Source organism: Pararoseomonas baculiformis, from assembly GCF_017813395.1.
Classification (GTDB): domain Bacteria; phylum Pseudomonadota; class Alphaproteobacteria; order Acetobacterales; family Acetobacteraceae; genus Roseomonas; species Roseomonas baculiformis.
This window is the reverse complement of the sequence record NZ_JAGIZB010000025.1, coordinates 1-24,928: the sequence shown is the minus strand read 5'-3', so window position 1 is coordinate 24,928 and position 24,928 is coordinate 1. Positions and strand designations below refer to the sequence as shown.

The following is a 24,928-nucleotide window of genomic DNA, read 5'->3' as shown; positions in this document are numbered from 1 at the left end:
CGCGGGCGCCGCGCCAGGAACTCCGGGCGCGGCGAAGCGGATCAGGCCTCGACCGGAACCTTCACCTCGGTGGTCCAGCCATGCGGGTCATTGGTGCGGCCATACTGGATGCCGACGATCGCGTCATAGAGCTTCTGGGTCAGCGCGCCGGTCTGGCCGTTGGAAATGACGATCTTCTCGCCCTTGTAGCCCAGCTCGCCCACCGGGGAGACGACGGCGGCGGTGCCCGTGCCCCACATCTCGCGCAGCGTTCCGTTCCGCCCGGCCGCCATCACCTCGTCGATGGTGATGCGGCGCTCGCTGACCTTCATGCCCCAGTCGCGCAGGAGCTGGAGGATGGAGTTGCGCGTGACGCCATCCAAGATGGTGCCGGCCAGCGGCGGGGTGATCACCTCATCGCCGATCTGCATCATGATGTTCATCGTGCCGACCTCGTCGATCGCCTTGCGCTCGATCGCATCAAGCCAGAGCACCTGGGTGTAGCCCTGGCGCTCCGCATCCCGCTGCGCGGCAAGGGAAGCGGCGTAGTTGGCGGCGGTCTTGGCCTCGCCGAGGCCGCCCTGCACCGCCCGCACATACTTGTCCGTGGCCAGGATCCGCACCGGCTTCACGCCTTCCTTGTAGTAGGAGCCGACGGGCGAGCAGATGATGAAATAGGTGTAGCGATGCGCGGGATGGACCCCGAGCATCACCTCGGTCGCGACAACGGTGGGGCGGATATAGAGGGAGGTGCCGGGGGCGGAGGGCACCCATTCATGGTCCACCGCCACGATCGCCTCGAAGGAGCGGCGGATGAGGTCCGCGTCCATCTCGGGAATGCATAGGGCAGCGCAGGACTTGTTCAGGCGCTTCGCATGGCGCTCGGCGCGGAACAGGCGGATGGTCCCGTCCGCGCCGCGGAAAGCCTTCAGCCCATCGAACACCGCCTGCCCGTAGTGCAGGACGGAGGTGGCCGGATCCATGGTGAAGGAGCCATAGGGCACCACGCGCGGGTCATGCCAGCCGCGCCCCTCCTCGTAGTCCATCAGGAACATGTGGTCGGTGAAGACCTTCCCGAAGGAGAGCGTGGAATCATCGGGCCGCGCCTTGGGCGAGTGGGTCCGGGTGACGCTGATTTCCGTGGTCATGGCACCGACGTCCGCAATAATGTTGCTTAGGCCGTCATCCTAGCGCAACGCGCGCGATGCCGGAAACCATGAGCGGCACATTCCTCCCATGCCCAAGCGTCAGGGTCATTGACCTATGGCCCCGCGGGCCTTGGAAAGGGCCCTGCCCTCTCCGGATCTCGCCCGCCAAGGCCCCCGCGGCATCAATGCCCCTGCGCCAGGGCCGCCCCTTCGCGGTGGTGGGTGCCCAGCCGCTCGATCATCGTGGCCGAGGCTGCGTTCAGGCCGCTGACCTCCACTTCCACGCCGTGGTGGCGCAGCTTCAGCACCACCCGGTCCAGCGCGCCGATCGCCGTGATGTCCCAGAAATGCGCGGCGGTCAGGTCGATCACCACGCGCCCGACGCCCTCGCGGAAGTCGAAGGCGTCGTGGAAGGCGCTGGCGGTGGCGAAGAAGATCTGGCCAGTCACGCCATAGGTGCGGGTGGTTCCTGCCTCGTCCAGCGCCGAGGTGACGGAGAAGGCGCGGGTCACCTTATGGGCGAAGAACAGCCCGCTCAGCAGCACGCCCACCAGCACGCCCTGGGCCAGGTTATGCGTGGCCACCACCACCGCGACCGTGGCCAGCATCACGAAGCTGGACTGGCGCGGATTGGTCAGCAGGGCCTTGAGGGAGCCCCAGCGGAATGTGCTGACCGAGACGAAGATCATCACCGCCACCAGCGCCGCCATCGGGATCTGCCGCACCCATTCGCCCAGCACGAGGATCAGGAAGAGCAGGAGAGCGCCCGCCCAGAGGGTGGAGAGCCGCCCCCGCCCGCCGGAGGTCACGTTGATCACGGACTGGCCGATCATGGCGCAGCCCGCCATGCCGCCGAACAGGCCCGAGGCGATGTTGGCGATTCCCTGCCCCCGGCATTCGCGGTTCTTGTCGCTGGAGGTGTCGGTCATCTCGTCCACGATGGCCGCAGTCATCAGCGATTCCAGCAGGCCGACCATGGTGAGCGTCGCGCTGTAGGGAAGGATGATCCAGAAGGTCTCAAGGGTCAGCGGGACATCGGGCAGGAGGAAGCTGGGCAGGTCGGAGGGCAGTTCGCCCATATTGCCCACATTGCGGAGGTCCAGCCCCAGCCAGATCGCGAGCGCGGTGCCCAGCACGATGGTGACGAGGGGAGACGGGACGGCCTTTGTCAGCCGGGGCAGGAGATAGATGATGGCCAGCCCGCCCGCGACCATGGCGTAGAAGACCGGCCCCGCGCCCTCGAACTCCGGCAACTGGGCCATGAAGATGAGGATGGCCAGGGCATTGACGAAGCCGGTGACCACCGAGCCCGAGACGAAGCGCATGAGGTCGCCCAGCCGGAGATAGCCGGCGGCGATCTGCATCGCCCCGGTCAGCAGCGTGGCGGCCAGGAGGTAATCCAGCCCGTGCTGGCGGACGAGATTGACCATCACCAGCGCCATGGCGCCGGTCGCGGCCGAGATCATGGCCGGGCGGCCACCGGTGAAGGCGATGACGACGGCGATGCAGAAGGAGGCATAGAGCCCGACCTTCGGATCGACCCCCGCGATGATGGAGAAGGCGATCGCCTCCGGAATCAGGGCGAGGGCGACGACAGTGCCGGCCAGCAGGTCGCGCGTGACGTTGGGCGACCACTCGGAGAGGGCGCGTCTTGCAGCAGTCATGGGGAATTCCAGGCAGCAGGCCGTCATGGCGCGGGCGGCATGACGGCGGGAAACGGATCAGCGGGCAGCAGGCCCCGGACAGGGCCGGGCACCGCGGCGGTTCAGGGCCGCGTCTTGCGCAGCGAAAGAAGGATCCGGTTCACCCGGGCAAGCTGGCAGAAGGCGTGCTGCGGCGCAACACACATCGCCCGCAGGGCAGCCTTGCCCCCGCCCCGCGCCTATTCCGCCGCGGGCAGTGCCGCGCGGGAGCCAGCCTCGTCCTCGCCCTCCGGATCCAGCAGCCCGGGCGGGACGCTCCGCAGCACCTCGGCCAGCCGGGAAAGAAGGGGGCCCATCGCGGAGGTCCTGCGCCAGAACAGGCCGATCTGCCGGCTTGGCTGGCTATCCTCGAAGCGGAGCAGATGCAGCCTGTCGGCATAGGGGGCCATGCCCCGGGCGGCGAGGGCCGGCATCAAGGTAACCCCCAGCCCGGCCAGCACCATCTGGCGCAGCGTCTCCAGGCTGGTGGCGCGGAACTCGGACCCTTCCTGCGCACCGGAAAGCTGGCAGACCTCCAGCGCCTGGTCACGCAGGCAGTGCCCGTCCTCCAGCAGCATGAGGCTGTAGCGGGACAGCTCCTCCATCCGCAGGCTCTTCCGTGTCGCCAGCGCATGCTGCCGGGGCACGGCCAGCAGGAAGGGTTCCTTGAACAAGGGTTCGCCATGCAGGGCGGGATCATGCACCGGCATGGCGAGGATGGCGGCATCCAGCCGCCCCTCGCGCAGGCGGGTCAGAAGCTGGTCGCTTTTCTCCTCCGTCAGGAGGAGCTGCAGCTGCGGGAAGCGCGCGCGAACCTGCGGCATCACCTCGGGCAGCAGATAGGGGCCGATGGTGGGGAACACGCCCAGCCGCGCCGTGCCCGCCTCGGGCCGGGAAAGGCGGCGCGCCGCCTCCCGCATGCCCTCCATCTCCGCCAGGATGCGGCGGGCCCGGGCCACGGCATCCTGCCCCGCCGGGGTCAGCATCACCCGGCGCGGGGCGCGCTCGAACAGCGCCACGCCCAGCTCCTCCTCCAGCTTGCGGATCTGGGTGGAGAGGGTGGGCTGGCTGACGAGACAAGCCTCGGCCGCCCGCCGGAAATTCCGATGGTCCGCCAGGGCGACGAGATATTGCAGTTCGCGGAGGTTCATGCGCCGTGCCTGGCCCCGCCCTCCCCCGGCATCCGGCGGAGGGCGGGTGCGAGGGCCGCGATCAGGCGGCCTGCGCTTCCAGCACCACGGCCTCCGCCGCCGAGGGGGCGGAGCTGCGGATCAGGTGGTCAAAGGCCGAAAGCGCCGCCTTCGCCCCCTCGCCCGCCGCGATGATGATCTGCTTGTAGGGCGTGGTGGTGCAGTCGCCCGCCGCGAAGACGCCGGGCAGCGAGGTCTGGCCATGCGCATCCACCACGATCTCGCCGCGCGGGGAGAGATCCAGCGTGCCCTTCAGCCATTCCGTGTTCGGCAGCAGGCCGATCTGCACGAAGATGCCTTCGAGCCGGATCGTGTGATGCTCACCGCTCACGCGGTCCTCATACACCAGGCCGGTCACCTTCTGCCCGTCGCCCTTCACCTCGGTCGTGCGGGCCGAGACGAGGATCTTCACATTGGGCAGGCTGCGCAGCTTGCGCTGCAGGACCTCGTCGGCGCGCAGCTTGGTGTCGAACTCGATCAGCGTGACATGGCGCACGATGCCGGCAAGGTCGATCGCCGCCTCGACGCCGGAATTGCCGCCGCCGATCACCGCCACGTCCTTGCCCTTGAAGAGGGGGCCGTCGCAATGCGGGCAATAGGCCACGCCCTTGTTGCGGTAGATCTCCTCGCCCGGAACGCCCATCTGCCGCCAGCGCGCACCGGTGGACAGGATGACGCTCTTCGCGCGCAGCGTGGCGCCGCCCTCCATCCGCACCGTGAGCATGCCGTGCTCGGCATTCAGTTCCTCGGCACGCTGGAGGTTCATGATCTTCACCTCGTTCTCGCGCACATGCGTCTCAAGGGCCTGGGCCAGCTTCGGCCCCTCAGTGTGCGGGACGGAGATGAAGTTCTCGATGCCCATGGTGTCCAGCACCTGGCCGCCGAAGCGCTCCGCCGCGACACCCGTGCGGATCCCCTTGCGCGCGGCATAGACGGCAGCGGCCGCGCCGGCGGGGCCACCGCCGACGATCAGCACATCGAAGGGCGCCTCGGCGGAAAGCTTCTTCGCCTCGCGCGCGGCGGCGCCGGTGTCGAGCCTGGCGACGATCTCCTCGACGCCCATGCGGCCCTGGCCGAAGACCTGGCCGTTCAGGTAGATGGTCGGCACGGACATCACCTGCCGCGCATCGACCTCCTGCTGGAAGACGGCGCCGTCGATGGCGACGTGCTTGATGCCCGGGTTCAGCACCGCCATCAGGTTCAGCGCCTGCACCACCTCGGGGCAGTTCTGGCAGGACTGGGAGAAATAGGTCTCGAAGGTGAACTCGCCATCGAGTTCGCGCACCTGGTCGATGATGGCCTGCTCAAGCTTCGGCGGATGGCCGCCCACCTGCAGCAGCGCCAGGACGAGCGAGGTGAATTCATGCCCCATGGGCAGGCCCGCGAAGCGCAGGCTGATGTCATGCCCCGGGCTGGTCAGCGCGAAGGAGGGGGCGCGCTCGCCATCGTCGCGGCTTTCCACGACGGAAATCCTGCTGGAGACGGACTGCACGTCATGCAGCAGCTCCAGCATCTCCTTCGACTTCGGGCTGTCATTCACCGAGGCCGTGATCTGGATGCGACGGACCACGCGCTCCAGATAGGCCTTGAGCTGAGTCTTCAGGTTTGCATCCAGCACGTAAGGTGCTCCGGCTTCGTGTTCGGGGGGGCGAGGGGAAGTCAGGAAGGCGTGCCGCCTGCCCACGGGGGAGAGCAGGCGGCGGCCCGTCAGCCTCAGATCTTGCCGACGAGGTCCAGGGACGGGGCGAGGGTCTTCTCACCCTCCTGCCACTTGGCCGGGCAGACCTCACCCGGATGGGCGGCAACGTACTGGGCAGCCTTGATCTTGCGAATCAGGTCCTCGGCGTTGCGGCCAATGCCCTCGGCGGTGATCTCGACAGCCTGGATCACGCCCTCGGGGTCCACGATGAAGGTGCCGCGGTCGGCCAGGCCCTGGCCCTCACGCAGAACCTCGAAGTTCTTGCTGATCTCGTGGGTCGGGTCGGCCAGCATCGTGTACTGGATCTTGCCGATCGTCTCGGAGGCATCGTGCCAGGCCTTGTGCACGAAATGCGTGTCGGTCGAGACGGAGTAGACCTCGACGTCCATCTTCCGCAGCGTCTCGTAGTGGTCGGCCACGTCGCCCAGCTCGGTCGGGCAGACGAAGGTGAAGTCGGCCGGGTAGAAGAAGAACACGGCCCAGCTGCCGAGAACGTCGTTCTCGGTCACCTCGATGAACTTGCCCTGCTTGTAGGCCTGCGCCTTGAACGGCTTGATCTTGGTGTTGACGAGAGACATGCGAGCTCCTGTTCGGTGAGCCGCGGGCGACCGCGCGGCTTCGCGAACGGGAAAATAGTGCGGCGCAGCATGAATGCCAAATAGATAAGTTTTCCAAGTTTGATAGACCAAAACTATCATTTCATTCGATGGAAATATGCCCCCAAGGTGCCTGAATGCGAAAACGGCGCCGGGGCTTCCCCCGGCGCCGTTCTCATCCCTTCCGCGGAAGGCGGATCAGCCCGCGATGGCCTTCACCATGGTCGAACCAAGGGCGGCCGGGCTGTCCGCCACGAAAATGCCCGCGGAGCGCATGGCGTCCATCTTCGCCTCGGCCGTGTCCTTGCCGCCGGAGATGACGGCGCCGGCATGGCCCATGCGGCGGCCCGGAGGGGCCGTGGCGCCGGCGATGAAGCCGACCACGGGCTTGTAGTTCTTGCTGCCCGGCTTGTTCTCGCGGCCCAGGAACTCGGCGGCGATGATCTCGGACTGGCCGCCGATCTCGCCGATCATGACGATCTGCTTCGTCTCGGGGTCCGCCAGGAACATCTCCAGCACTTCCTGGAAGTCCGTGCCCTTCACCGGGTCGCCGCCGATGCCGACGCAGGTGGACTGGCCGAGGCCGGCCGCCGTGGTCTGCGCCACCGCCTCATAGGTCAGCGTGCCCGAACGGGACACGATGCCGACCGAGCCACGCTTGTGGATGTGGCCGGGCATGATGCCGATCTTGCAGGCTTCCGGCGTGATCACGCCCGGGCAGTTCGGCCCGATCAGGCGGGACTTGCTGCCGGAGAGGGCGCGCTTGACCTTCACCATGTCCAGCACCGGGATGCCCTCGGTGATGCAGATCACCAGCGGGATCTCGGCGGCGATCGCCTCCAGGATGGAGTCGGCCGCGAAGGGCGGCGGCACGTAGATGACGGAGGCATCGGCCCCGGTCGCCTCGACGCACTCGGCCACCGTGTCGAAGACGGGAAGGCCGATATGGGTCTGGCCGCCCTTGCCCGGCGTCACGCCACCCACATAGTTGGTGCCGTAGGCGATGCCCTGCTCGGCATGGAAGGTGCCCTGGGACCCGGTAAAGCCCTGGGTCATGACCTTCGTGTGCTTGTCGACGAGAATGGCCATGATCAGGCAGCCTTCTTCACGGCGGCGACGACCTTCTGGGCGGCGTCGGCCAGGTTGTCGGCGGGGATGATCGCCAGGCCGGACTCGGCCAGGATCTTCTTGCCCAGCTCGACATTCGTGCCCTCGAGGCGAACGACCAGCGGCACGGACAGCGAGAGATTCTTGCTCGCCGCCACAATGCCCTCGGCGATCATGTCGCACTTGGCGATGCCGCCGAAGATGTTCACCAGGATCGCCTTGACGTTGGTGTCCGAGGTGATGATCCGGAACGCCTCTGTCACGCGCGCGGCATTCGCCGTGCCGCCCACATCGAGGAAGTTCGCGGGCGAGGAACCATAGAGCTTGATGATGTCCATGGTGGCCATCGCGAGCCCCGCGCCGTTCACCATGCACCCGATCTCGCCGTCCAGCGCGACATAGTTCAGGTCGTTCTTGACCGCGTCCAGCTCCTTCGGGTCCATCTCCGTGTCGTCACGGAGCGCCTCAAGGTCCTTGTGGCGGAACAGCGCGTTGTCGTCGAAAGACACCTTGGCGTCGAGCGCCACGATCTCGCCCGCGCCGGTCACGACCAGCGGGTTGATCTCGACGATCGCCATGTCGAGCGCCGTGTAGGCCTCGTACATCGCGGTGACGAACTTCACGAAGGTGCCGACCTGCTTGCCCTCAAGGCCAAGCCCGAAGGCGAGCTTGCGCGCGGCCCAGGGATAGAGGCCGGAGGCCGGGTCGATGGCCACCTTCAGGATCTTCTCGGGGTGGTTCTCGGCCACCTCCTCGATCTCCATGCCGCCCTCGGTGGACGCCATGACGGTCACGCGGCTGGTCTCGCGGTCCAGCAGGATGGAGAGGTACAGCTCGCGCTTGATGTCGCAGCCGGCCTCCACATAAACCTGGTTCACGACCTTGCCCTCGGGCCCGGTCTGCTTCGTCACCAGCGTGTGGCCAAGCATGGCCTCCGCCGCCTCCCTGGCCGCCTCGGGCTTGACGACGCGCACGCCGCCCTTGCCGTTCGGATCGTCCGTGAAGCGGCCGGCGCCGCGGCCACCCGCGTGGATCTGGCTCTTCACCACCACCACGGGCCCGGGCAGCTTCTTCGCCGCCGCCTCGGCCTCCTCGGGGGTCTTCGCCACATAGCCGTCGAGCACTGCAACGCCGTAGCGCTTCAGCAGCTCCTTGCCCTGGTATTCGTGGATGTTCATGCGGTCACCGCTTTCCTGATTCGGAAAGGGCCGGGGTCTCCCCCGGCCCGCTTCTCAGACGCCGAGGCCCTTGAAGTCCTCGACGAGCTTCTTCACCGCCTCGCAGGACTTGTCGAAGGCGGCCTTCTCCTCGGCGGTGAACTCCACCTCGACGATCCGCTCCACGCCGCCGGCGCCGATCACCACGGGCACGCCGACATAGAAGTCACGCAGCCCGTACTCGCCGTTCAGCATCACCGCGCAGGGCAGGACGCGCTTCTTGTCCTTCAGGTAGCTCTCGGCCATCGCGACGGCGGAGGCGGCCGGGGCGTAGAAGGCGGAGCCCTTCTCCAGCAGCTTCACGATCTCGCCGCCGCCATTGGCGGTGCGGTGCACGATCGCGTCGATCTTCTCCTGCGTCGTCCAGCCCATCTTGATGAGGTCCGGCACCGGGATGCCCGCGACGGTGGAGTAGCGGGTCAGCGGCACCATCGTGTCGCCATGGCCACCCAGCACGAAGGCCGTCACGTCCTCGACCGAGACGTTGAACTCCTGGGCGAGGAAGAGGCGGAAGCGCGCGCTGTCCAGCACGCCGGCCATTCCGACGACCTTGTGCGCGGGCAGGCCGGACTTCTGCTGGAGCGCCCACACCATCACGTCGAGCGGATTGGTGATGCAGATCACGAAGGCATCCGGGGCATACGTCTTGATGCCCTCGGCCACCTGGCCCATCACCCCGGCATTCTTCGTGAGCAGGTCGTCGCGGCTCATGCCGGGCATGCGCGGGAAGCCGGCGGTGACGATGATGACGTCGGCGCCTTCGATGGCGGCGTAGTCGGCACCGCCGGACATGGCGCTGTCGAAGCCGTCGACGGGGCTGGACTGCATGATGTCCAGCGCCTTGCCGGCGGCCACGCCCCCGAAGACGTCAAAGAGCACGACGTCGCCGAGCTCCTTCAGGCCGATCAGGTGGGCGAGCGTGCCGCCGATATTGCCGGCGCCGATAAGGGCGATCTTGTTGCGGGCCATGGGGGAGTCCTTGCCAAGGGGGACGCGGTGGCGGTGCCGGATGCGGCAACTGCGAATTGGACGCGCCGTGGATTAGCCGGGGTTGGCGGACCCGGCAAGGCGGGGGCCCCTCCGGCACGGGATCCGCGCGCGTTGCCGGGGCGGTCCCCGCACCCTCCCCCTCGCGCGCGGGAAGCCCGGGGCTCTGGCCTGGGCTACTTGCCGGAGGCCTTCAGAAGCTCCTGCAGCAGGCGGTTCGTCTCGGCCTGCGCCTTGACCAGTTCAGCCATGTGATGGACCAGCTCCGCCATCATCGTTTCGGTGGTCCTGGTCGGCGGTTGCGCCATTCTGGTATTTCCCTTGGGATCCGGGACTAATTTCACAAACCAAAACAACCCGCAATCGGGCGGAGGGTACGGAATCCCGCAATGCGCGGCCCGCATGCGCCGCGCCACAGGCAAAGAAAAGCCCCGGAGGCCGCTTTCGGGCCTCCGGGGCTGGGTCCGGATCGGGCGGGGGCGCCAGGCGGGGCGCCCCCTCCGGTCCTCACATCGGCATGCAGCGGAAGGTGTCGGAATGGCCACGGGCCAGCACGGCCATGGTGCCGGCCGGGCAGTCCATCTGCTCGCCGTCCGGCATCGGAAGGCCCGCATGCCACACGCCGGCGGAACGTCCCTCGGAGCGGCTGGCGGAACGGGCAGGCTTGCCCGCCTTGCCGCCGCGCGCCGAAACGGTGGCCGCGGCCGCCGGGGCGGAGAACAGGCTCACCCGGCGCAGGCCGGGGCGCCCGGACTCCATCGCCAGCTGCTGGCGAGTCGCGGAACGGGCCGCCTCGCGCCGGCCGGCGGAGCGGGCCTGCAGTCGGCCCGTGCGGGCCGCCGTCACCTGCCGGGCGGAACCGCGCGCGGCGGTCCGGACCGTGGCGCGGCCCGCACGCTCCGCAACCGCCACCGGCTTGCGGGCGCTGGCCCGTGCCGGCGCGGCGACGCGGGCCGCCTTGCCCGAGGAGCGCGCCTCGGCGCGGCGGCTGCTGGCGGCGTCCGCCGGATGGGCGGCGGCAAGCGCCAGGATCGTGGCGGCCGCAAGGGCCCCCGAACGCAGGATGGAACGCAGCATGTCTAATCTCCCCCAGGAACCAGCCCCGGATCCCCGCCTCGCGCCCTGCCCCCTCAGGCCAGCGCCAGGCACTCCGGTGCCGGGCTACGTCACGTCAGATGCGGCAGGGCCAGGTAATCCTGGCTCTGCATTTCCATGAGGCGCGAGGCGGTGCGCTGGAATATCGCCGCCCCCTCACCTCTCTCGTAAAGCTGGTCGGGCTCGGCCTCGGCCGAGACGACCAGCTTGCAACGATGCTCGTAGAGCGTGTCGATGAGCGTCACGAAGCGGCGGGCCCGGTCGAAATTCTCCGGCCCCAGCCGCGGCACGCCGTCCAGCACGAGCGTGTGGAAGTGGGTGGCGATCGCAAGGAAGTCGGCCGCGCCGAGGAAGGCGCCGCACAGCGCCTCGAAATCGGCACGGGCCACCCCGCGATGCGCCTGCGGCACCTCGACCTTCCGGCCGAGCACCGTCAGCGAGCAGGGCGTGCCATGGGCAACGCCCGAGAGCTCGAGAAAGGCCGCGTCGAGCGCGCGTTCGGCACGGGCATCCACCGGGGAATGCCAGGTCGGCAGCCCCCGGATGCGGTCGCGCCGGTAATCCTGCAGCGCCTGGAGGTGCAGCACCTCCAGCCGCTTCTGGATCATGGCGATGAAGGGCAGGAAGGCGTCGCGCCCTGGCTTGCCCTTGAACAGGTCGGCGGGCGCGGTGTTGGAGGTTGCCACCACCACCACGCCACGCGCGAAAAGCGCCTCAAAGAGGCGGCCCAGGATCATGGCATCGGTGATGTCATGCACCTGGAACTCATCGAAGCAGAGCAACGCCGCCTCTGCCACGATGCTGTCGGCCAGCGGCGGGATCGGGTCCGACGCATCGCCATGCGCGCGGCGATACTCATGGATCCGCCGGTGGCATTTCTGCATGAAGGCGTGGAAATGCTCGCGCCGCTTGCGCGGCACGTCGGCCGTCTCGAAGAACAGGTCCATGAGCATGGACTTGCCCCGCCCGACCTCGCCGACGAGATAGAGGCCGAGCGGCGGGCCGTCCGGCTGCTCCTCCACCGGCTTGCGGCGGAAGAAGCGGGAGAGCAGGCCGCCCGGCTCATCCTTCGGCGCATGGGGGCTTGGTTCATAGCCGCGCAGGCGCCGCCAGAGATCCTGCAGCGTCTCCGCCGCATGCTCCTGGGCCGGGTCCGCGCGCAGGCCACCGGCCGCCACACGGGCGCGGTAGAGGGGAAGCGGGCCCTGGGAGACATCCGGCGAAGCGGGGCTCGTGCGGGCTGGTGCGGTCGTGGTGCCGTCCATCGCCGGCGGGTCTAGCCCGGTTTCGAGGCCGCTCGCAACTTCGCGAAACGTGTTATCTCAGTCACCGTGTGGCAGAAATGTCTTCAGCGCCAGCTTTACCAACGCCCTGCAAACGCTTGAGCGCGCTCACGGATTTCGCGGAGGTTCCACGAGCAGCAAGCCGGGCCGGCAAGCCGGAAAGGGCTTGCGCTCCGATTCAACCGGCCCGGACAGGCCTGCTTCACGCCTAGTCCGCGGTGATGCCCGCGGCGCGGATCACCGGCGCCCAGCGGGCGGTTTCCGCCGCGATGAAGCGGCCGAATTCCTCGCCCCGCATGGGGTAGGGCACCGCCCCTTCCCGCCCGAGGCTCGCAACCAGTTCCGGCGTGGAGAGGCTCGCCAGGATGGCGTCCTCCAGCCGGGCACGAATGGGTTCCGGCGTACCGGCGGGCAGGAGGATCCCGTACCAGGCCGTCACCCGGTAGCCCGGCAGCGTCTCAGCCACGCTGGGCACCCCGGGCAAGGATTCGATGCGCTTGTCGCTCGTCACCGCCAGCGCGCGGAGCGCGCCGCCCGACACCAGCCCGGCCACGGAAGGCAGGGTGCTGATCATGGCCGGGATATGCCCCGCCGCCACATCGGTCAGCCCCGGCGCGGCGCCGCGGAAGGGAACATGCGTCGCCTCGACCCCGGCCTGCTGCAGCAGCAACGCCATGGCCAGGTGCCCCGCCGCGCCATTTCCCGGGGAGGCGTAGGCCATCTGCCCTTTCTTCGCCCGGAGTTCCTCGATCAGGGCCGCGAGGCTGGATGCCTGGGTCGCGGGACCGGCGACAAGGACCAGCGGCGTCTCGGCCACCATGGCCACGGGGTCGAGCGCGGTCTGCGGATTCACCTTCAGGTTCCGCCCGAACAGCGTGGGGTTCACCGTGATCGGGCCCTGGTTGCCCATCAGCAGGGTGGTGCCATCCGGCCGCGCCTGCGCCACCAGCTCCGTCGCCAGATTGCCGCCGGCGCCGGGCCGGTTCTCCACCACGACCGGCTGGCCCAACGCCTGATGGAGGCGTGCGCCCAGCGCACGCGCCACCGCATCCGTACCACCGCCGGGCGTATAGGGCAGGATGAGGCGCAGCGGCCGGTCCGGCCAGCCGGCCGGGGCCTGGGCAAGGGCCGGGGTGGCGGCGCCGGCCACCAGGCCGAGCGCGAGGGAACGGCGCGACAGTGGCATCGGGTTTCGTCCTGGCATGTGCTGGTCCGAAGCTTGGCGCGAGCCGCGGGAATGGCAAGCATCTCCTTCCGGTACGCCCTGCCCTCCCTATGGCCGCGATCCGCATGGGCCGACTGTTCCGATCAGGCTCCGACCGGCATTTTGCGATCGGCACGAAACGGGATGCTCGACATGAAGAAATGTCTGGGCCTTGCACTGTCGGCCGCCTTCCGGCGATCCGTATCTCAGCCCCTCGACGGCCCCCCCCGGGTGACGCGCGAGGCCTCCGCCCGGCGTTGGCGGATCTTCAACTCTAGACGCCAGCGCCCCCATCCAGCGCGATGGCCTGCCCGGTGATGTTCGCGGCGGCGGGGGAGAGGAGATAGGCGGCCATGGCCGCAACCTCCTCCGGCGCGGTGATGCGGCGCGTTGGGGTGCCGGCCGCGGCCTCCTCTCTCGTCATGCCCAGCTCCTTCCAGCGGGCACGCGCCATGTCGGTCTCCACCCATCCCGGGCAGAGGGCATTCACGGCGATCCCGCGCGGCGCCAGGCGCAGGGCCAGCGCCCGCATCAGCCCGATCACCCCGTGCTTGGCCGCGGAATAGGCAACCTGGTCCGGCACAGCCCGCAGCCCGAGCACGGAGGAGAGGAACAGGATCCGGCCCTCACCATCCGGCAGCACCGCCGCCGCCCCTTCGGCGCAACGCCATGCGCCGTCCAGGTTGGAGGCGACGATCCGGCGCCAATGCTCCTCATCCGGCTCGGGCGGGTCGCCGCCCGCGGCGCCCGCCGCCAGGATGGCCGCGCGCAACGGCCCGGCCTGGGCGAACAGCGCGCGCACCGATGAGGGGTCGGCCACGTCGCAGGGGATGAAGCGCACGCCCGCGGGCAAGGGTTCCGCCGCGCGCCGCGCCGCCGCGATCACCGGCACGCCCTGCCCCGCCAGCAGCCGCGCGCAGGCCAGCCCGATCCCGCGCGTGCCGCCGGTGACGAGAACCGCGCTCACGCCGCCGTCGTCCCGCCATCCACGGGCATGACGATGCCGGTGACGAAGCTCGCATGCTCCGAGAGCAGGAAGGCCACCACCGCCGCGATCTCGCGCGGATGCGCGAATCGGCGCTGCGGCACGGCCTCCGTATAGGCGGCCTCGGAAGCCGGCCTGGAGGGATCGCGCGCAGCCAGGTCCGCGATCACCGCGCGGAGCATGGCGGTGTCGGTGCTGCCCGGCGCGATGGCGTTGAAGCGCACGCCCCTGGCGGCGAAATCCAGCGCCGCCGAGCGCGTCATCTGCGCCAGCGCGGCCTTGGAGGCGCCATAGGCCGCGCTGGCAGGCTTGCCGATCAGTGCCTGGTCGGAGGCGATGTTCACCACCGCCCCGCCCTGGCGCAGCAGATGCGGCAGCGCCGCCTGCATCACCGCGAAGGGCGCCAGCCAGTTCACCCGCATGATCCGCTCGGCCTCGTCCAGCGGCGTGTCCAGCAGCGTGCCGATCATGGTGTCGCCGGCATTGTTCACCAGCAGGTCGATCCCCCCCATGCGGCCGGCGGCTGCCTCCACCGCCGGCGCGATGGAGGCGATGTCGAGCAGGTCATGCTCCGGCCGGTCCAGCCCCTCCACCACGGCGCCCGAGGCTTGCAGAACCGCGACGATGGCCGCGCCGATGCCGCCCCGATGGCCCGTCACCAGTGCTCGCTTCCCCGCAAGCCCGGTCTGCGCGATTCCGACCATACACCCCTCCTCGACGATCGGCAGGGATGGAGGGTGCAGCGGCCGCCCGCGTCAAGCCGAGAGCCGGGAGGTGCATGAGGGGACCCGTCGCGCGCGCAGGTGAAGCCGTGCACCACCCGCCAACCGCGACTCGACGCCGCGATCGGCTCCGACCAGGAGCGCATGGCTGGCACGGTGCTCGACTTCCTTGCGGAGCAGGCAGGAATCCCGGAAGCCGCGATGCGCTCCCCCGCCCTGGACCCGCGATCCGGTCCCATCTAACCAAGCCGGATGGCCGTTCCTCCCAAGATCCCCCGCGCCGCGCTCGTCACCGGCGGCGCGAAGCGCATCGGGCGCTCCATTGCCCTCGCCCTGGCCGAGGCGGGGTTCGACCTTGCCATCCACCACCATGATAGCAAGGACGAGGCCGAGGAGACCGCCGCCGCCATCCGAGCCATGGGCCGGCGCGCGACCTTGCTGCGGGCTGACCTGTCGCGGGAGGAGGAGGTGGAGTCGCTGATCCCCGACGCCACCGCCAGGCTCGGCCCCATCGGGGTGCTGGTGAACAACGCCTCCCGTTTCGAGCGGGACGAGTGGGACAGTGCCACCCGCGAGAGCTGGGACCGGCACATCGAGCCCAACCTCCGCGCGCCTTTCGTGCTGACCCAGGCCCTGGCCCTGGCCCTGCCCGATGAGGCGGAGGGCGCGGTGGTGAACCTGCTGGACCAGCGCGTGCTCTCCCTCACCCCGCATTTCGTCAGCTACACCGTCTCCAAGGCAGCCCTCTGGGCCCTGACCCAGTCCATGGCCCTCGCGCTCGCGCCGCGCATCCGGGTGAACGGGATCGGGCCCGGCCCCACCATCGCCAGCACACGCCAGACCGAGGCGCAGTTCCGCGCCCAGTGCGAGAGCACCCCCCTCGGCCATGGCTCCAGCCCGGAGGAGATCGCCCGGGGTGTGATGGCCATCCTTTCCCTCCCGGCCATGACGGGGCAGATGATCGCCCTCGATGGGGGCCAGCATCTTCAGTGGTCCTCCGCCCGCGGCCATGGGGGGCCGGAAGAATGAATGCCTATGTGCCGGACGCCCTGCGCGGTCTGCGCCGGGTCTTCGTGCGCGACCTTACGGTCCAGGCCCGGCTCGGCGTCTATCCGAAGGAGGAGGCAGCGCCCCAGCGCGTGGTGATCGGGCTGGAACTGCTGGTGACCGACGAATCTGCCCCCTCCGGCGTCGGGCCGGACCGGCTGGAGCGGGTGGTGGACTATGCGGCCATGGCCGAGCGCGCCCGCAGAGTTGCGACCCAGGGCCATACCCGCCTGGCAGAGACGCTGGCGGAGCGGATCGCCCTGGCCTGCCTCGAGGACGGCCGGGTTCAGGCCGCGAGGGTCACGGTGGAGAAGCCGGACATCATGCCGGATGTCGGCGCCGTCGGTGTCAGCGTAGAGAGATGCAGGTGACGCCGTATCGTCACGAAAACGTCTTTGTCATCGAACTCACCGATTCGTGAGCGAAACTCATCCCAAGGCAGAAACGGAAGGTCAGCGGCGCTGGCGAATTCCGCCGAACCGGTCAATGTGAACGAAGCGTGAATGCGAAAATTAGCCCTAAAAGTTAGAAGATCAAATACTTACATATGTTGCACAAGATTCGGGCAGGCGCGTCGGGACCCCTGATCTGCCTGACCCGAGCGATGAATCCCACGCCTCCATCCACAAGCTTATCCACAGCTTCCGGGGACAACCCCAGGGGTGGCCAGGAAACCCAGCGGAAACAAGCCTGATGGCCTTCTCGAACGAGCAGACCACTCCCCTGCCCCCCATGGAGGGGCGCGAGGTGATCGAGAGGACGCTCGCCACCCTGCCCTTCTCGCCGGGCGTGTACCGGATGCTCGATGCCAAGGGAGACGCGCTCTACGTGGGGAAGGCGCGCAGCCTGAAGAAGCGCGTCTACGCCTATACCCAGGTCCACAAGCTGCCGGACCGCCTGAAGCGCATGGTCTTCGAAACCCGGCACATGGAGGTGATCACAACCGCCTCCGAGGCCGAGGCCCTGCTGCTGGAGGCCAACCTGATCAAGCGGCTGCGGCCGCGCTACAACATCGTCCTGCGCGACGACAAGTCCTACCCGTGGCTCGTGATCACGGAAGATCATCCTTACCCGCAGATCACCAAGCACCGGGGGGAGCGCCGCAAGGGCGCGTCCTACTGGGGCCCCTTCGCCAGCGCCTGGGCGGTGAACCAGACCCTCACGGCGCTCCAGCGTGTCTTCCTGCTGCGCTCCTGCCGGGACTCGGTCTTCGACAACCGCGCCCGCCCCTGCCTGCTGCACCAGATCCGCCGCTGCTCCGCCCCCTGCGTGGAGCGGATCTCGAAGGAGGATTATGCGGAGCTGGTGCGGGAGGCGACGCAGTTCCTCTCCGGCGAGACCCCCTCCATCCAGAAGCGCCTGGCCAAGGAGATGGAGGAAGCCGCCGAGCGGCTGGAATTCGAGCGCGCGGCCGCCATCCGGGACCGCATCCGCGGCCTGACCCATGTGCAGGGGCGCGACCGCATCAACATGGAGAATGTCGGCGACGCCGATGTGGTGGCGCTGCACCAGGCGGCCGGCCAGGCCTGCGTGCAGGTCTTCTTCTTCCGCGGGGGCCGCAACAACGGCAACCGGCCCTTCTTCCTCTCCGGCGTGCGGGCGGATGCCGAGCCGGCGGAGGTGCTGACCGCCTTCCTCGGGCAGCTCTATGACGACCTGCCGCCGCCGCCCCTGGTGCTCGTCTCCCACGAACTGCCCGAGGCCGCGCTGGTGGCCGAGGCCCTGGCCCTTCGTGCCGACCGCAAGGTGGAGGTCCACCACCCCAGGCGCGGCGACAAGCGTTCGGCCGTGGAGCACGCCCAGACCAATGCGCGGGAGGCGCTGGAGCGGAAGCTGGCCGAGGGCGCGGCCCAGGGCGAGCTGCTGCAGGGGGTTGCGAAGCTCTTCGACCTGCCCTCCACCCCCGAGCGGATCGAGATCTATGACAATTCCCACATCCAGGGCGCCAACGCCTATGGCGTGATGGTGGTCGCCGGGCCCTCGGGCTTTCTGAAGAACGCTTACCGCAAGTTCTCCATCCGCGGGGACGGCGCGGGCGCCGGGCCGGGCAAGGGGCGCAAGGCCGCCGCCCCCGCCGACGCCACGGGTACCGAGCCCCTGGCGCAGGAGGACGTGGCCGCCCTGGCCCGTGACGCCGCCGGCCGCACCGCCCTGAAATCCACCGGTGGCCGCCCCGGCATGTCGGGGGGCGATGACTTCGCCATGATGCGCGAGGTTTTCGAGCGCCGCTTCGGCCGCGCCCTGAAGGAGGATCCGGAGCGCGAGAGCGGGACCTGGCCCGACCTGGTGCTGATCGATGGCGGCGTGGGCCAGCTGAACGCGGCGCGGGAGATCCTGACGGAGATGGGCATCCACGACGTGCCGCTCGTCGCCGTCTCCAAGGGGCCGGACCGGGATGCGGGCCGCGAATGGTTCCACCGGACCGGGCAGGAACCGATCCAGCTGCCGCCGCGCGACCCCGTGCTCTACTACCTGCAGCGGCTGCGGGACGAGGCGCACCGCTTCGCCATCACCACCCACCGGGCCGGCCGGTCCAAGTCCCTGGTCAGGAGCGAGCTGGATGAGATCCCCGGCGTGGGCACCGCCATCAAGCGCGCCCTGCTGAACCATTTCGGCTCGGCACGCGGGGTGCGGAACGCGGCGCTGGAGGACCTGCAGAACTCGCCCGGCATCGGCCCGGCCGTGGCCAGGCGCGTCTATGAGCACTTCCATCCCGGCACCACCGGCCCGGTGGAGGCGGTGAAGCCGCGTGGGCGCGGGGGGCGCCGCGGAAAGCCGGATATCTCCGCCCTGGCCGAGGCTCCCGATCCATCCCCGGCGGAGCCCGAGCCCGCCCCGCCCCTTCCCGCCCCCGATGCCCTGGGCCATGAGGTGGAGGGTTGATCCTGCCCCGCGTTCCCCGCGGCCACAATCTGGGCTAGGGGATGGCGTAAGGAGACGCGGATGCCCACCGACCTGCCGAACCTTCTGACGCTCTCCCGCATCGCGGCGATACCGCTGCTGGTGGGCCTGGTGTTCCTCCGGACTCCGGTGGGCGACATCCTGGCCTGCGCGGTCTTCTCCGCGGCGGCCATCACCGATTATTTCGATGGCAAGATCGCGCGGGAGCGTGGCGTGCTGACCGCCTTCGGGCGGATGCTGGACCCGATCGCGGATAAGCTCCTGGTGGGCGCGGCGTTGATGCTGCTGGCCGGGATGGAACGCCTCTCGCCCTTCGGCCTGCTTCCCGCGATCGTCATCCTGCTGCGCGAAATCCTCGTCTCCGGCCTCCGGGAATACCTGGCGGGGATCAAGATCGGCCTGCCGGTCACCCGGCTTGCCAAGTGGAAGACCGGCTTCCAGATGGGCTCCATCGGCACCATCGTCGCCGGAGACAGCGGCGCCTCGGCCATCGGGCTGGGCTTCCTCCCGGTCTCCTGGCTCGGCGAGGCCGGGCTCTGGGTCGCCGCCGCCCTCACCCTGCTGACGGGCTGGGACTACATGACGGCGGGAATGCGCCACGCCGCGGCCGAGGACATGGCCCGGGAAGGCGCCGGCGAGCGCGGCCGCGCCGGGTAGCAACGGGGCGGCTGCGGGCGCATCCTGCACCACAGCGAATCACCCCTCATTCACGGAAGGCCCGCAGACCTGCGGGCCGATCGGAAAAGGACTTCGACCATGGACCGCCTTCGCCCGGGTTCGAGAGCGGGGCTGCTGGCCAGCCTGCCGCTGGCCCTTCTGCTCGGCGGCTGCTTCGGCGACATCGACATGGCGCCCTTTGGCCGGACCGACCCGCTGACCGCGCCGGACAGCCTGACGGTGCGCCGCGTCATGGGCATAGAGACCACGGTCCCGCCCCTGGCCGCCGAGCCCGGCAATGTCTGGCCGGCGCAGGAAGCGCCGCGCGCCACCCTGCAGAACCCGGATTCGGTGACCGTGCCGCCGCAGGAGCGCAGCCGTTCGGAGGGGCTGGAGCGCGCCCGCGAGCAGCGCGGCCGCGCGCCCGAGGGCTTTGCGCCGAACAGCCAGGGCCCCGGCCCGGCGCTGCCGCCGGAGGTCGCTCCTAACCCGCGCGCCCCGGCCCCGGGCACGCGCCGCCGCGGGAGCAGCGGCGAGCCCCTGCCGCCACTGGACCCGCCGCCGCTTCCCCGCGCCGGCGTTCCCCGGGGTGCCCCGGCCACCCCGCCCGAGCCGCGGCTTGAGGGGACGGTGCTGCCGGTGCCCGGCGGGCCGCCCGCCATCATCACCGGCGGCTCCGGCAGCGTGCAGACCTACACCCAGCCCGGCGTGGGCACCGGCACCGCCATACGCCAGGGCGGCACCACCACCCTGATCGCGCCGGACGGCACCACCCAGGTCGTGCCCAATCCGCGGTAAGGGGGGACGATGAAGGTCCTCTACTTCGCCTGGCTGCGCCAGCGCACGGGCACCGGGGAGGAGCAGGTCTCCCCCCCGGAGGAGGTGCGCGACATGGCCGGGCTGATGCGATGGCTCGCCACGCGCTCCCCCGGCCACGCGGCGGCCTTCGCCGACCCGGCCCAGATCCGCATGGCCGTGAACCAGGATTTCTGCGGCCCGGACCATCCGGTGAAGCCGGGGGACGAGATCGCCTTCTTCCCGCCCGTGACGGGAGGATGAGCCCTTGGGCGTGACCCCGGCCATCCGCGTGCAGGAAGCCCCATTCGATCTCGCGGCCGAGACAGCGGCGCTGTCCGCCGGGCGCGTCGATGTGGGCGGCATCGCCAGCTTTGTCGGCCTCTGCCGCGCCGATGACGGGCTGCAGGCCCTGGTGCTGGAGCACTACCCCGGCATGACCGAGCGCTCCATCGCGCGCATCGCCGGACAGGCCTGCGAGCGATGGCCGCTGACCGGCTGCACCGTGATCCACCGCCATGGCCGGATCCTGCCCGGCGAGGGCATCGTGCTCGTGCTGGCCGCCAGCCGCCACCGGGTGGCCGCGCTGGAAGCCTGCGCTTTCCTGATCGACTGGCTGAAGACAGGTGCCCCCTTCTGGAAGCGCGAGGAATTCGCCGGCGGCGCCGAGCGCTGGGTGGAATCCCGGCACGAGGACGAGGCACGCAGCCGCGAATGGGGCTGAAAGGCCCCCTCTCCGTGCTCGCGGGCGGGCTGATGCTCGCCTGGCCGGCCTTCCTGGCGGGCTACCCGCTGGTGTTCAGCGACACCGGCGCCTTCCTGCACCAGACGCTTGGCCCGCTGATGATCTGGGACAAGCCCTGGATCTACGGCCCCCTCGCCTTTCTCCTCCACTGGCACGCCACGCTCTGGCCCGTGGCGATCGCCCAGGGGGTGATGGTTTCGCATCTCCTCTGGCTCATGCTGCGCGCCTTCGCGGGCGGGGCCGCGCCCGGGCGGCATCTGCTTCTCTGCCTCCTGCTCTCGGCCCTGACGGCGCTGCCCTTCACGGCCGCCCTGGTCATGCCGGATGTCCTCACCCCGGCCGTGCTTCTCTGCGCGCTTCTCCTGGCCTTCGGCCGCCCCGCCCTCTCCCGGGGGGAGGTGGCATGGCTCAGCCTGCTCGGCGCGGTCGGCACGGCAGCGCATCTCTCCCACCTGCCGATGATGGGTGCGCTGGCCGTGGTGGCGCTGCTGGCCGGCTGGCGCGCCTCGGCACGCGTGGCCGTGCCCCTGGCGGGAGCCGTGGCGCTGCTCCTGGCCACCAACCTCGCCGGCCATGGGCGCCTATCCCTTTCGCCCTACGGCTCCACCTTCCTCATGGCGCGGATGGTGGCGAACGGGCCGGGCCTCCGCACCATCGAGGCGGCCTGCCCCGAGGCCGGCTGGGCTCTCTGCGCCTTCGAGGGACCGGCTTTCGAACCCTTCGGTCCCCGGGCCTGCCTCTATCGCCAATGCCCCCGCGACCTGCTGCCAAGCGACATCCTGCTCTGGGACCCGGCCAGCCCGATCCATCGCGACGAGCACGGCCAGCCCCGCAACCTTGGCGGCCGCGCCCTTGCGGGTGAGGCGCGGGAGATCGTCCGGGAAACGGTGGGGCGCGAACCGCTGACCGTGGCGCTCCAGGCCGTGCGGGACACGCTGGTCCAGCTCACCCGGAACCGCGTGGGCGACACGCTGGAGCGGCGCCACATCGGCGAGGGCGTGCTGGGCCATATTCAGGCCTTCGGGCCAGGGGAGGCGGCGCGCTTCCAGGCCGGGGCGCAATGGCGCGGGGTGATGCCTGCGCTGGCCGCGCCCCTGCTCTGGGTGCAGGGGCCGGTGCTGCTGCTCGGCACGCTCGCCCTGGCTTTCCTGGCATGGCAGGCGAGGCACAACCGGGCGCTGCTGGGCATGTCACTCGGGATCGGCATCGGCATCCTCGCCAATGCCTTCGCCACCGGGGCGCTGAGCGGGCCGCATGACCGCTACGGGGCGCGGCTGGCCTGGATTGTGGTGGCCGGAGCCTTCATTCTCGCTGCCGCGCGCCGCCCTGACGCTGCGCCGGGGGCGCATTGACCGGTCCCGTGCCCCACGCGCCCGCGTGACGGCCCGATCCAGGAGACCGCGATGGACGCCCTGCTGCCCTACCGCGCCATGGCCCACAACAATGCCTGGGCCAACCACCGCCTCCTGAGCGCCTGCCTGGCGCTGGCGCCGGAGGAGTTCACCCGCCGCCGCACAGGCTTCTTTCCCAGCCTGCGCGCCACGCTGAACCACATCCTCGTCATCGACCATTTCTACGTGGATGCGATGGAGGGCGGCCGGCTCGGCCCTGCCGCATGGTCGGACCCGGAGCCCTGCACCACGCCGGCGGCGCTCCAGGCGGCGCAGGCGGCCGTGGACAAGCGGCTGATCGCCCTTCTTCGAGGCATGGAGGCGGCGGGGCTGGAGCGGATCGTCGCCGTGCATCGCGGGGAACGCGTGCAGCACGAGCGGATGGACCGGCTGCTGCTTCACCTGTTCCAGCACCAGATCCATCACCGGGGCCAGGCGCATGCCATGCTGAGCGGCAGCCCCGTGGCCCCGCCGCAGCTGGACGAGTTCTTCGCGGCCGGGGAGGCACCGCTGCGCGCCGGCGAGTTCGCCGAACTCGGCTGGACCGAGGAGACGGTCTGGGGGCGCCCGGGCTGAACCGGCTCAGCGCTTCAGGCAGGCCATGCGGGGCCTGGTGGCGCGCGGCACCGGGACCGGGCGCTGCACGCCCGGGCGCATGAAGCGCCGCGCCTCGGCCGGCCCACCGATAAGTAGGGCGGGCTGCATCCCTGGCGCACAGAGCCCGGCCAGGCTGCGCATGCCTGGCAGCGGCACCGCCCCGCCCCGCCCCCAGGCGGCGCCGAGCCGGGCCAGAGCCACCCGGCGGTTATAGGCGGCGCCCCGCTCGGCCTCCCCGGAATGGTACCGCCCGATCGCCGTGCCCCAATCGGGCGTGCCTCCGCGCAGCTGGGTCAGGAAGCGCGCGGCGTAGCGGGTATTGGCGACGGGGTCGAAGGCGGCTTCCAGGTTGGGAAAGGCATCCGGGTGGTACATCAGGTTCACCTGCATGCAGCCGACATCGATGGAGCGCACGCCCCGCGCCTGGAGCGCCGACACGGCGGCGATCGCGGCAGCCTTGCTGGGGGCCGTCCCGCTCTCCCCGGCCGCGTTCCAGCTCCAGGGCCAGGGCTCGGGAGCCCCGCTCGGGGAGGCGCGGCCGGTCTCCACCAGGGCAATGGCGCCGAGCAGGCCGGCGGGGACGCTGGAGCCCGGCTCCACCGCCGCGATGGCGCGGCGGCAGGCGGACCAGTCCCCTCCCCCGCCCTGGGCACGCGCCGGCATGCCGGGCAGCAGGGCAAGGAGGCCGGGCAGGAGAAGGGCGGCGATGCGTCGCAACATGGGGCGCTCGGTCGCCGCCCTGGGCGGCCGGGTCAAGAAAAAGGGTCGGGAGCAACGCCGGGGCGCCGCGTGGCCGCGAAACCCGGCCGCCCCCGCCGCGATAGCCCCGCAGACCCGGAGGGATTCATGCACGCCAAGATCACCGTCAACGCCAGCCCGGACCGCCTCTTCGCCTGGCTGTCCGACCCGGCGAATGCGCGCCACTGGTTCGCCCATCTCCGCCACGAGGCCGATGTGCTTCCCGATCCCGGCCTTTCCGCCGAGCAAGGGTCCCGCACCATCCGCTGGAGCACCGCCCCGGCCGGGGAGATGGTGATCACCGGGCATGGCGAGGTGGCCGACCTCTCCCTGGCCTTCCACGAGGAGGAACACGAGCCAGAGCCCCCGGCCGAGGAGATGAGTCCGGATGACGGGCCCACCAATGCCGGCAACGCGCTGCGCAGCATCAAGAGCCATGTCGAGGACGCCGAGGGCGGCGACCCCGACATGCACACCCCCGGCGTTGTCTCGAAGGAGGATGTCGAGGAGGCGCGCCGGGAGATCGCCGCCGATCCGGAGCATAGCGGCACGCCCCCGCGATAGGCGGCGCGCGTCGGGTCAGGCCGGGTCGGGCTTCCGCTCGCCCGGCTTGGCCGCCAGCACCTTCCACACGCCATCAGCGGCGGCCACCTTCCGGTCGCCGACCGAGAGGATGCCGCGCACGAACACCACCGAGTTAGCGACCCGCAGCACCTCGCCCCGGGCCTCCAGGAACTCGCCGGGGCGGGCGGAGGACAGGAACTGGGTGTTCAGCTGCATCGTGACCGCGGGGCGCAGCCCCGTGGCGTGCCAGACGACCAGTCCCAGCGCATTGTCCAGCAGCGTCATCAGCATCCCGCCATGGACGATGCCATGGCCATTCGCGTGGCGCGGCTCCGCCAGGATGCCGAAGGCCCATTCATCCCCTTCCGGGCGCGACCAGAGCGGGCCGGTATGGCCGGTGAAGCCGATCGGCGCGCGGGGCGCCCAGCCCTCGGAGGCCGGGTCGAAAGCGGGGGCGCTCACGCCCCGGCCTTTCCATCGAGTTCGGCGAAGGTGGAGCCTTCCTGAGCGAGGCGCGTGAGGAGGGGTGCGGGCTGGAGGGTGTCGTCGCGGGTCTGTGCGGCGAAGTGGCGCAGCCGTTCGACGATGCGAGGCAGGCC

General features: G+C 70.2%; 26 protein-coding genes. 10 read left to right on the top strand and 16 right to left on the bottom strand.

Features of this window, described 5'->3' with window-relative positions; genetic code table 11:
* Positions 1-41: 41 nt before the first annotated feature.
* From J8J14_RS20115 to J8J14_RS20055, 14 genes are all read right to left on the bottom strand, one after another.
* Positions 42-1,127, bottom strand: a complete 1,086-nt coding sequence (locus J8J14_RS20115; protein WP_209381345.1) for a branched-chain amino acid aminotransferase — start codon at positions 1,125-1,127, stop codon at positions 42-44.
* 182 nt (positions 1,128-1,309) lie between these two features.
* Positions 1,310-2,791: a SulP family inorganic anion transporter gene (locus J8J14_RS20110; RefSeq protein ID WP_209381344.1), complete on the bottom strand. Its 1,482-nt coding sequence runs from the start codon at positions 2,789-2,791 to the stop codon at positions 1,310-1,312.
* 218 nt (positions 2,792-3,009) lie between these two features.
* On the bottom strand, positions 3,010-3,960 hold the full coding sequence (locus J8J14_RS20105; RefSeq protein WP_209381343.1) for a LysR substrate-binding domain-containing protein: 951 nt from the start codon (positions 3,958-3,960) through the stop codon (positions 3,010-3,012).
* Between the two features lie 61 nt (positions 3,961-4,021).
* On the bottom strand, positions 4,022-5,617 hold the full coding sequence (gene ahpF / locus J8J14_RS20100) for an alkyl hydroperoxide reductase subunit F (protein ID WP_209381342.1): 1,596 nt from the start codon (positions 5,615-5,617) through the stop codon (positions 4,022-4,024).
* 95 nt (positions 5,618-5,712) lie between these two features.
* Positions 5,713-6,276: an alkyl hydroperoxide reductase subunit C gene (ahpC, locus tag J8J14_RS20095; RefSeq protein ID WP_209381341.1), complete on the bottom strand. Its 564-nt coding sequence runs from the start codon at positions 6,274-6,276 to the stop codon at positions 5,713-5,715.
* A 216-nt stretch (positions 6,277-6,492) separates the two neighbouring features.
* Complete coding sequence (sucD, locus tag J8J14_RS20090; protein ID WP_209381340.1) at positions 6,493-7,383, bottom strand: succinate--CoA ligase subunit alpha; 891 nt, start codon at positions 7,381-7,383, stop codon at positions 6,493-6,495.
* 2 nt (positions 7,384-7,385) lie between these two features.
* Complete coding sequence (gene sucC, locus J8J14_RS20085; protein WP_209381339.1) at positions 7,386-8,579, bottom strand: ADP-forming succinate--CoA ligase subunit beta; 1,194 nt, start codon at positions 8,577-8,579, stop codon at positions 7,386-7,388.
* A 54-nt stretch (positions 8,580-8,633) separates the two neighbouring features.
* Positions 8,634-9,587 (bottom strand): malate dehydrogenase, encoded by a 954-nt coding sequence (gene mdh / locus J8J14_RS20080; protein ID WP_209381338.1) that lies wholly within the window; start codon positions 9,585-9,587, stop codon positions 8,634-8,636.
* A 194-nt stretch (positions 9,588-9,781) separates the two neighbouring features.
* On the bottom strand, positions 9,782-9,913 hold the full coding sequence (locus tag J8J14_RS25520; RefSeq protein WP_280842996.1) for a hypothetical protein: 132 nt from the start codon (positions 9,911-9,913) through the stop codon (positions 9,782-9,784).
* A gap of 199 nt (positions 9,914-10,112) precedes the next feature.
* The gene (locus J8J14_RS20075) at positions 10,113-10,682 is read right to left on the bottom strand and encodes a hypothetical protein (RefSeq protein ID WP_209381337.1); all 570 of its coding nucleotides are present in this window, start codon (positions 10,680-10,682) and stop codon (positions 10,113-10,115) included.
* Between the two features lie 89 nt (positions 10,683-10,771).
* Complete coding sequence (gene zapE, locus J8J14_RS20070) at positions 10,772-11,965, bottom strand: cell division protein ZapE (RefSeq protein WP_209381336.1); 1,194 nt, start codon at positions 11,963-11,965, stop codon at positions 10,772-10,774.
* Positions 11,966-12,191: 226 nt separating this feature from the next.
* The gene (locus tag J8J14_RS20065) at positions 12,192-13,169 is read right to left on the bottom strand and encodes a Bug family tripartite tricarboxylate transporter substrate binding protein (protein ID WP_209381335.1); all 978 of its coding nucleotides are present in this window, start codon (positions 13,167-13,169) and stop codon (positions 12,192-12,194) included.
* Between the two features lie 292 nt (positions 13,170-13,461).
* Positions 13,462-14,154, bottom strand: coding sequence for an SDR family NAD(P)-dependent oxidoreductase (locus J8J14_RS20060; RefSeq protein ID WP_209381334.1), 693 nt, complete (start codon positions 14,152-14,154; stop codon positions 13,462-13,464).
* Entirely contained in the window at positions 14,151-14,876 is a 726-nt protein-coding gene (locus J8J14_RS20055; RefSeq protein WP_209381333.1) for an SDR family NAD(P)-dependent oxidoreductase, read from the bottom strand. Before J8J14_RS20055 ends, J8J14_RS20060 begins: the two co-directional genes overlap by 4 nt.
* 270 nt (positions 14,877-15,146) lie before the next feature.
* On the opposite strand from J8J14_RS20055, the gene J8J14_RS20050 reads away from it, so the two are divergent.
* The 9 genes from J8J14_RS20050 (at position 15,147) to J8J14_RS20010 (ending at position 23,006) form a co-directional block, all read left to right on the top strand.
* The gene (locus J8J14_RS20050) at positions 15,147-15,923 is read left to right on the top strand and encodes an SDR family oxidoreductase (RefSeq protein WP_209381332.1); all 777 of its coding nucleotides are present in this window, start codon (positions 15,147-15,149) and stop codon (positions 15,921-15,923) included.
* Positions 15,920-16,312: a dihydroneopterin aldolase gene (gene folB / locus J8J14_RS20045; protein ID WP_209381331.1), complete on the top strand. Its 393-nt coding sequence runs from the start codon at positions 15,920-15,922 to the stop codon at positions 16,310-16,312. Before J8J14_RS20050 ends, folB begins: the two co-directional genes overlap by 4 nt.
* Positions 16,313-16,634: 322 nt before the next feature.
* A complete protein-coding gene (gene uvrC, locus J8J14_RS20040) occupies positions 16,635-18,824 on the top strand; it encodes an excinuclease ABC subunit UvrC (protein ID WP_209381330.1) in 2,190 nt (729 codons plus the stop codon).
* 60 nt (positions 18,825-18,884) lie between these two features.
* Complete coding sequence (pgsA, locus tag J8J14_RS20035; RefSeq protein WP_209381329.1) at positions 18,885-19,499, top strand: CDP-diacylglycerol--glycerol-3-phosphate 3-phosphatidyltransferase; 615 nt, start codon at positions 18,885-18,887, stop codon at positions 19,497-19,499.
* A gap of 99 nt (positions 19,500-19,598) precedes the next feature.
* A complete protein-coding gene (locus J8J14_RS20030; protein ID WP_209381328.1) occupies positions 19,599-20,297 on the top strand; it encodes a hypothetical protein in 699 nt (232 codons plus the stop codon).
* A gap of 9 nt (positions 20,298-20,306) precedes the next feature.
* Entirely contained in the window at positions 20,307-20,558 is a 252-nt protein-coding gene (moaD, locus tag J8J14_RS20025) for a molybdopterin converting factor subunit 1 (RefSeq protein ID WP_209381327.1), read from the top strand.
* 4 nt (positions 20,559-20,562) lie between these two features.
* Complete coding sequence (locus J8J14_RS20020; RefSeq protein WP_245216004.1) at positions 20,563-21,018, top strand: molybdenum cofactor biosynthesis protein MoaE; 456 nt, start codon at positions 20,563-20,565, stop codon at positions 21,016-21,018.
* Complete coding sequence (locus tag J8J14_RS20015; protein ID WP_209381326.1) at positions 21,009-22,391, top strand: hypothetical protein; 1,383 nt, start codon at positions 21,009-21,011, stop codon at positions 22,389-22,391. Before J8J14_RS20020 ends, J8J14_RS20015 begins: the two co-directional genes overlap by 10 nt.
* Positions 22,392-22,442: 51 nt before the next feature.
* Entirely contained in the window at positions 22,443-23,006 is a 564-nt protein-coding gene (locus tag J8J14_RS20010; RefSeq protein ID WP_209381325.1) for a DinB family protein, read from the top strand.
* Positions 23,007-23,012: 6 nt separating this feature from the next.
* On the opposite strand, the gene J8J14_RS20005 is transcribed toward J8J14_RS20010, so the two are convergent.
* Positions 23,013-23,747, bottom strand: a complete 735-nt coding sequence (locus J8J14_RS20005) for a transglycosylase SLT domain-containing protein (RefSeq protein WP_209381324.1) — start codon at positions 23,745-23,747, stop codon at positions 23,013-23,015.
* Between the two features lie 126 nt (positions 23,748-23,873).
* On the opposite strand from J8J14_RS20005, the gene J8J14_RS20000 reads away from it, so the two are divergent.
* A complete protein-coding gene (locus J8J14_RS20000) occupies positions 23,874-24,329 on the top strand; it encodes an SRPBCC family protein (RefSeq protein WP_209381323.1) in 456 nt (151 codons plus the stop codon).
* A 15-nt stretch (positions 24,330-24,344) separates the two neighbouring features.
* On the opposite strand, the gene J8J14_RS25155 is transcribed toward J8J14_RS20000, so the two are convergent.
* Positions 24,345-24,791, bottom strand: a complete 447-nt coding sequence (locus tag J8J14_RS25155) for a PaaI family thioesterase (protein ID WP_209381322.1) — start codon at positions 24,789-24,791, stop codon at positions 24,345-24,347.
* Positions 24,792-24,928 lie beyond the last annotated feature (137 nt).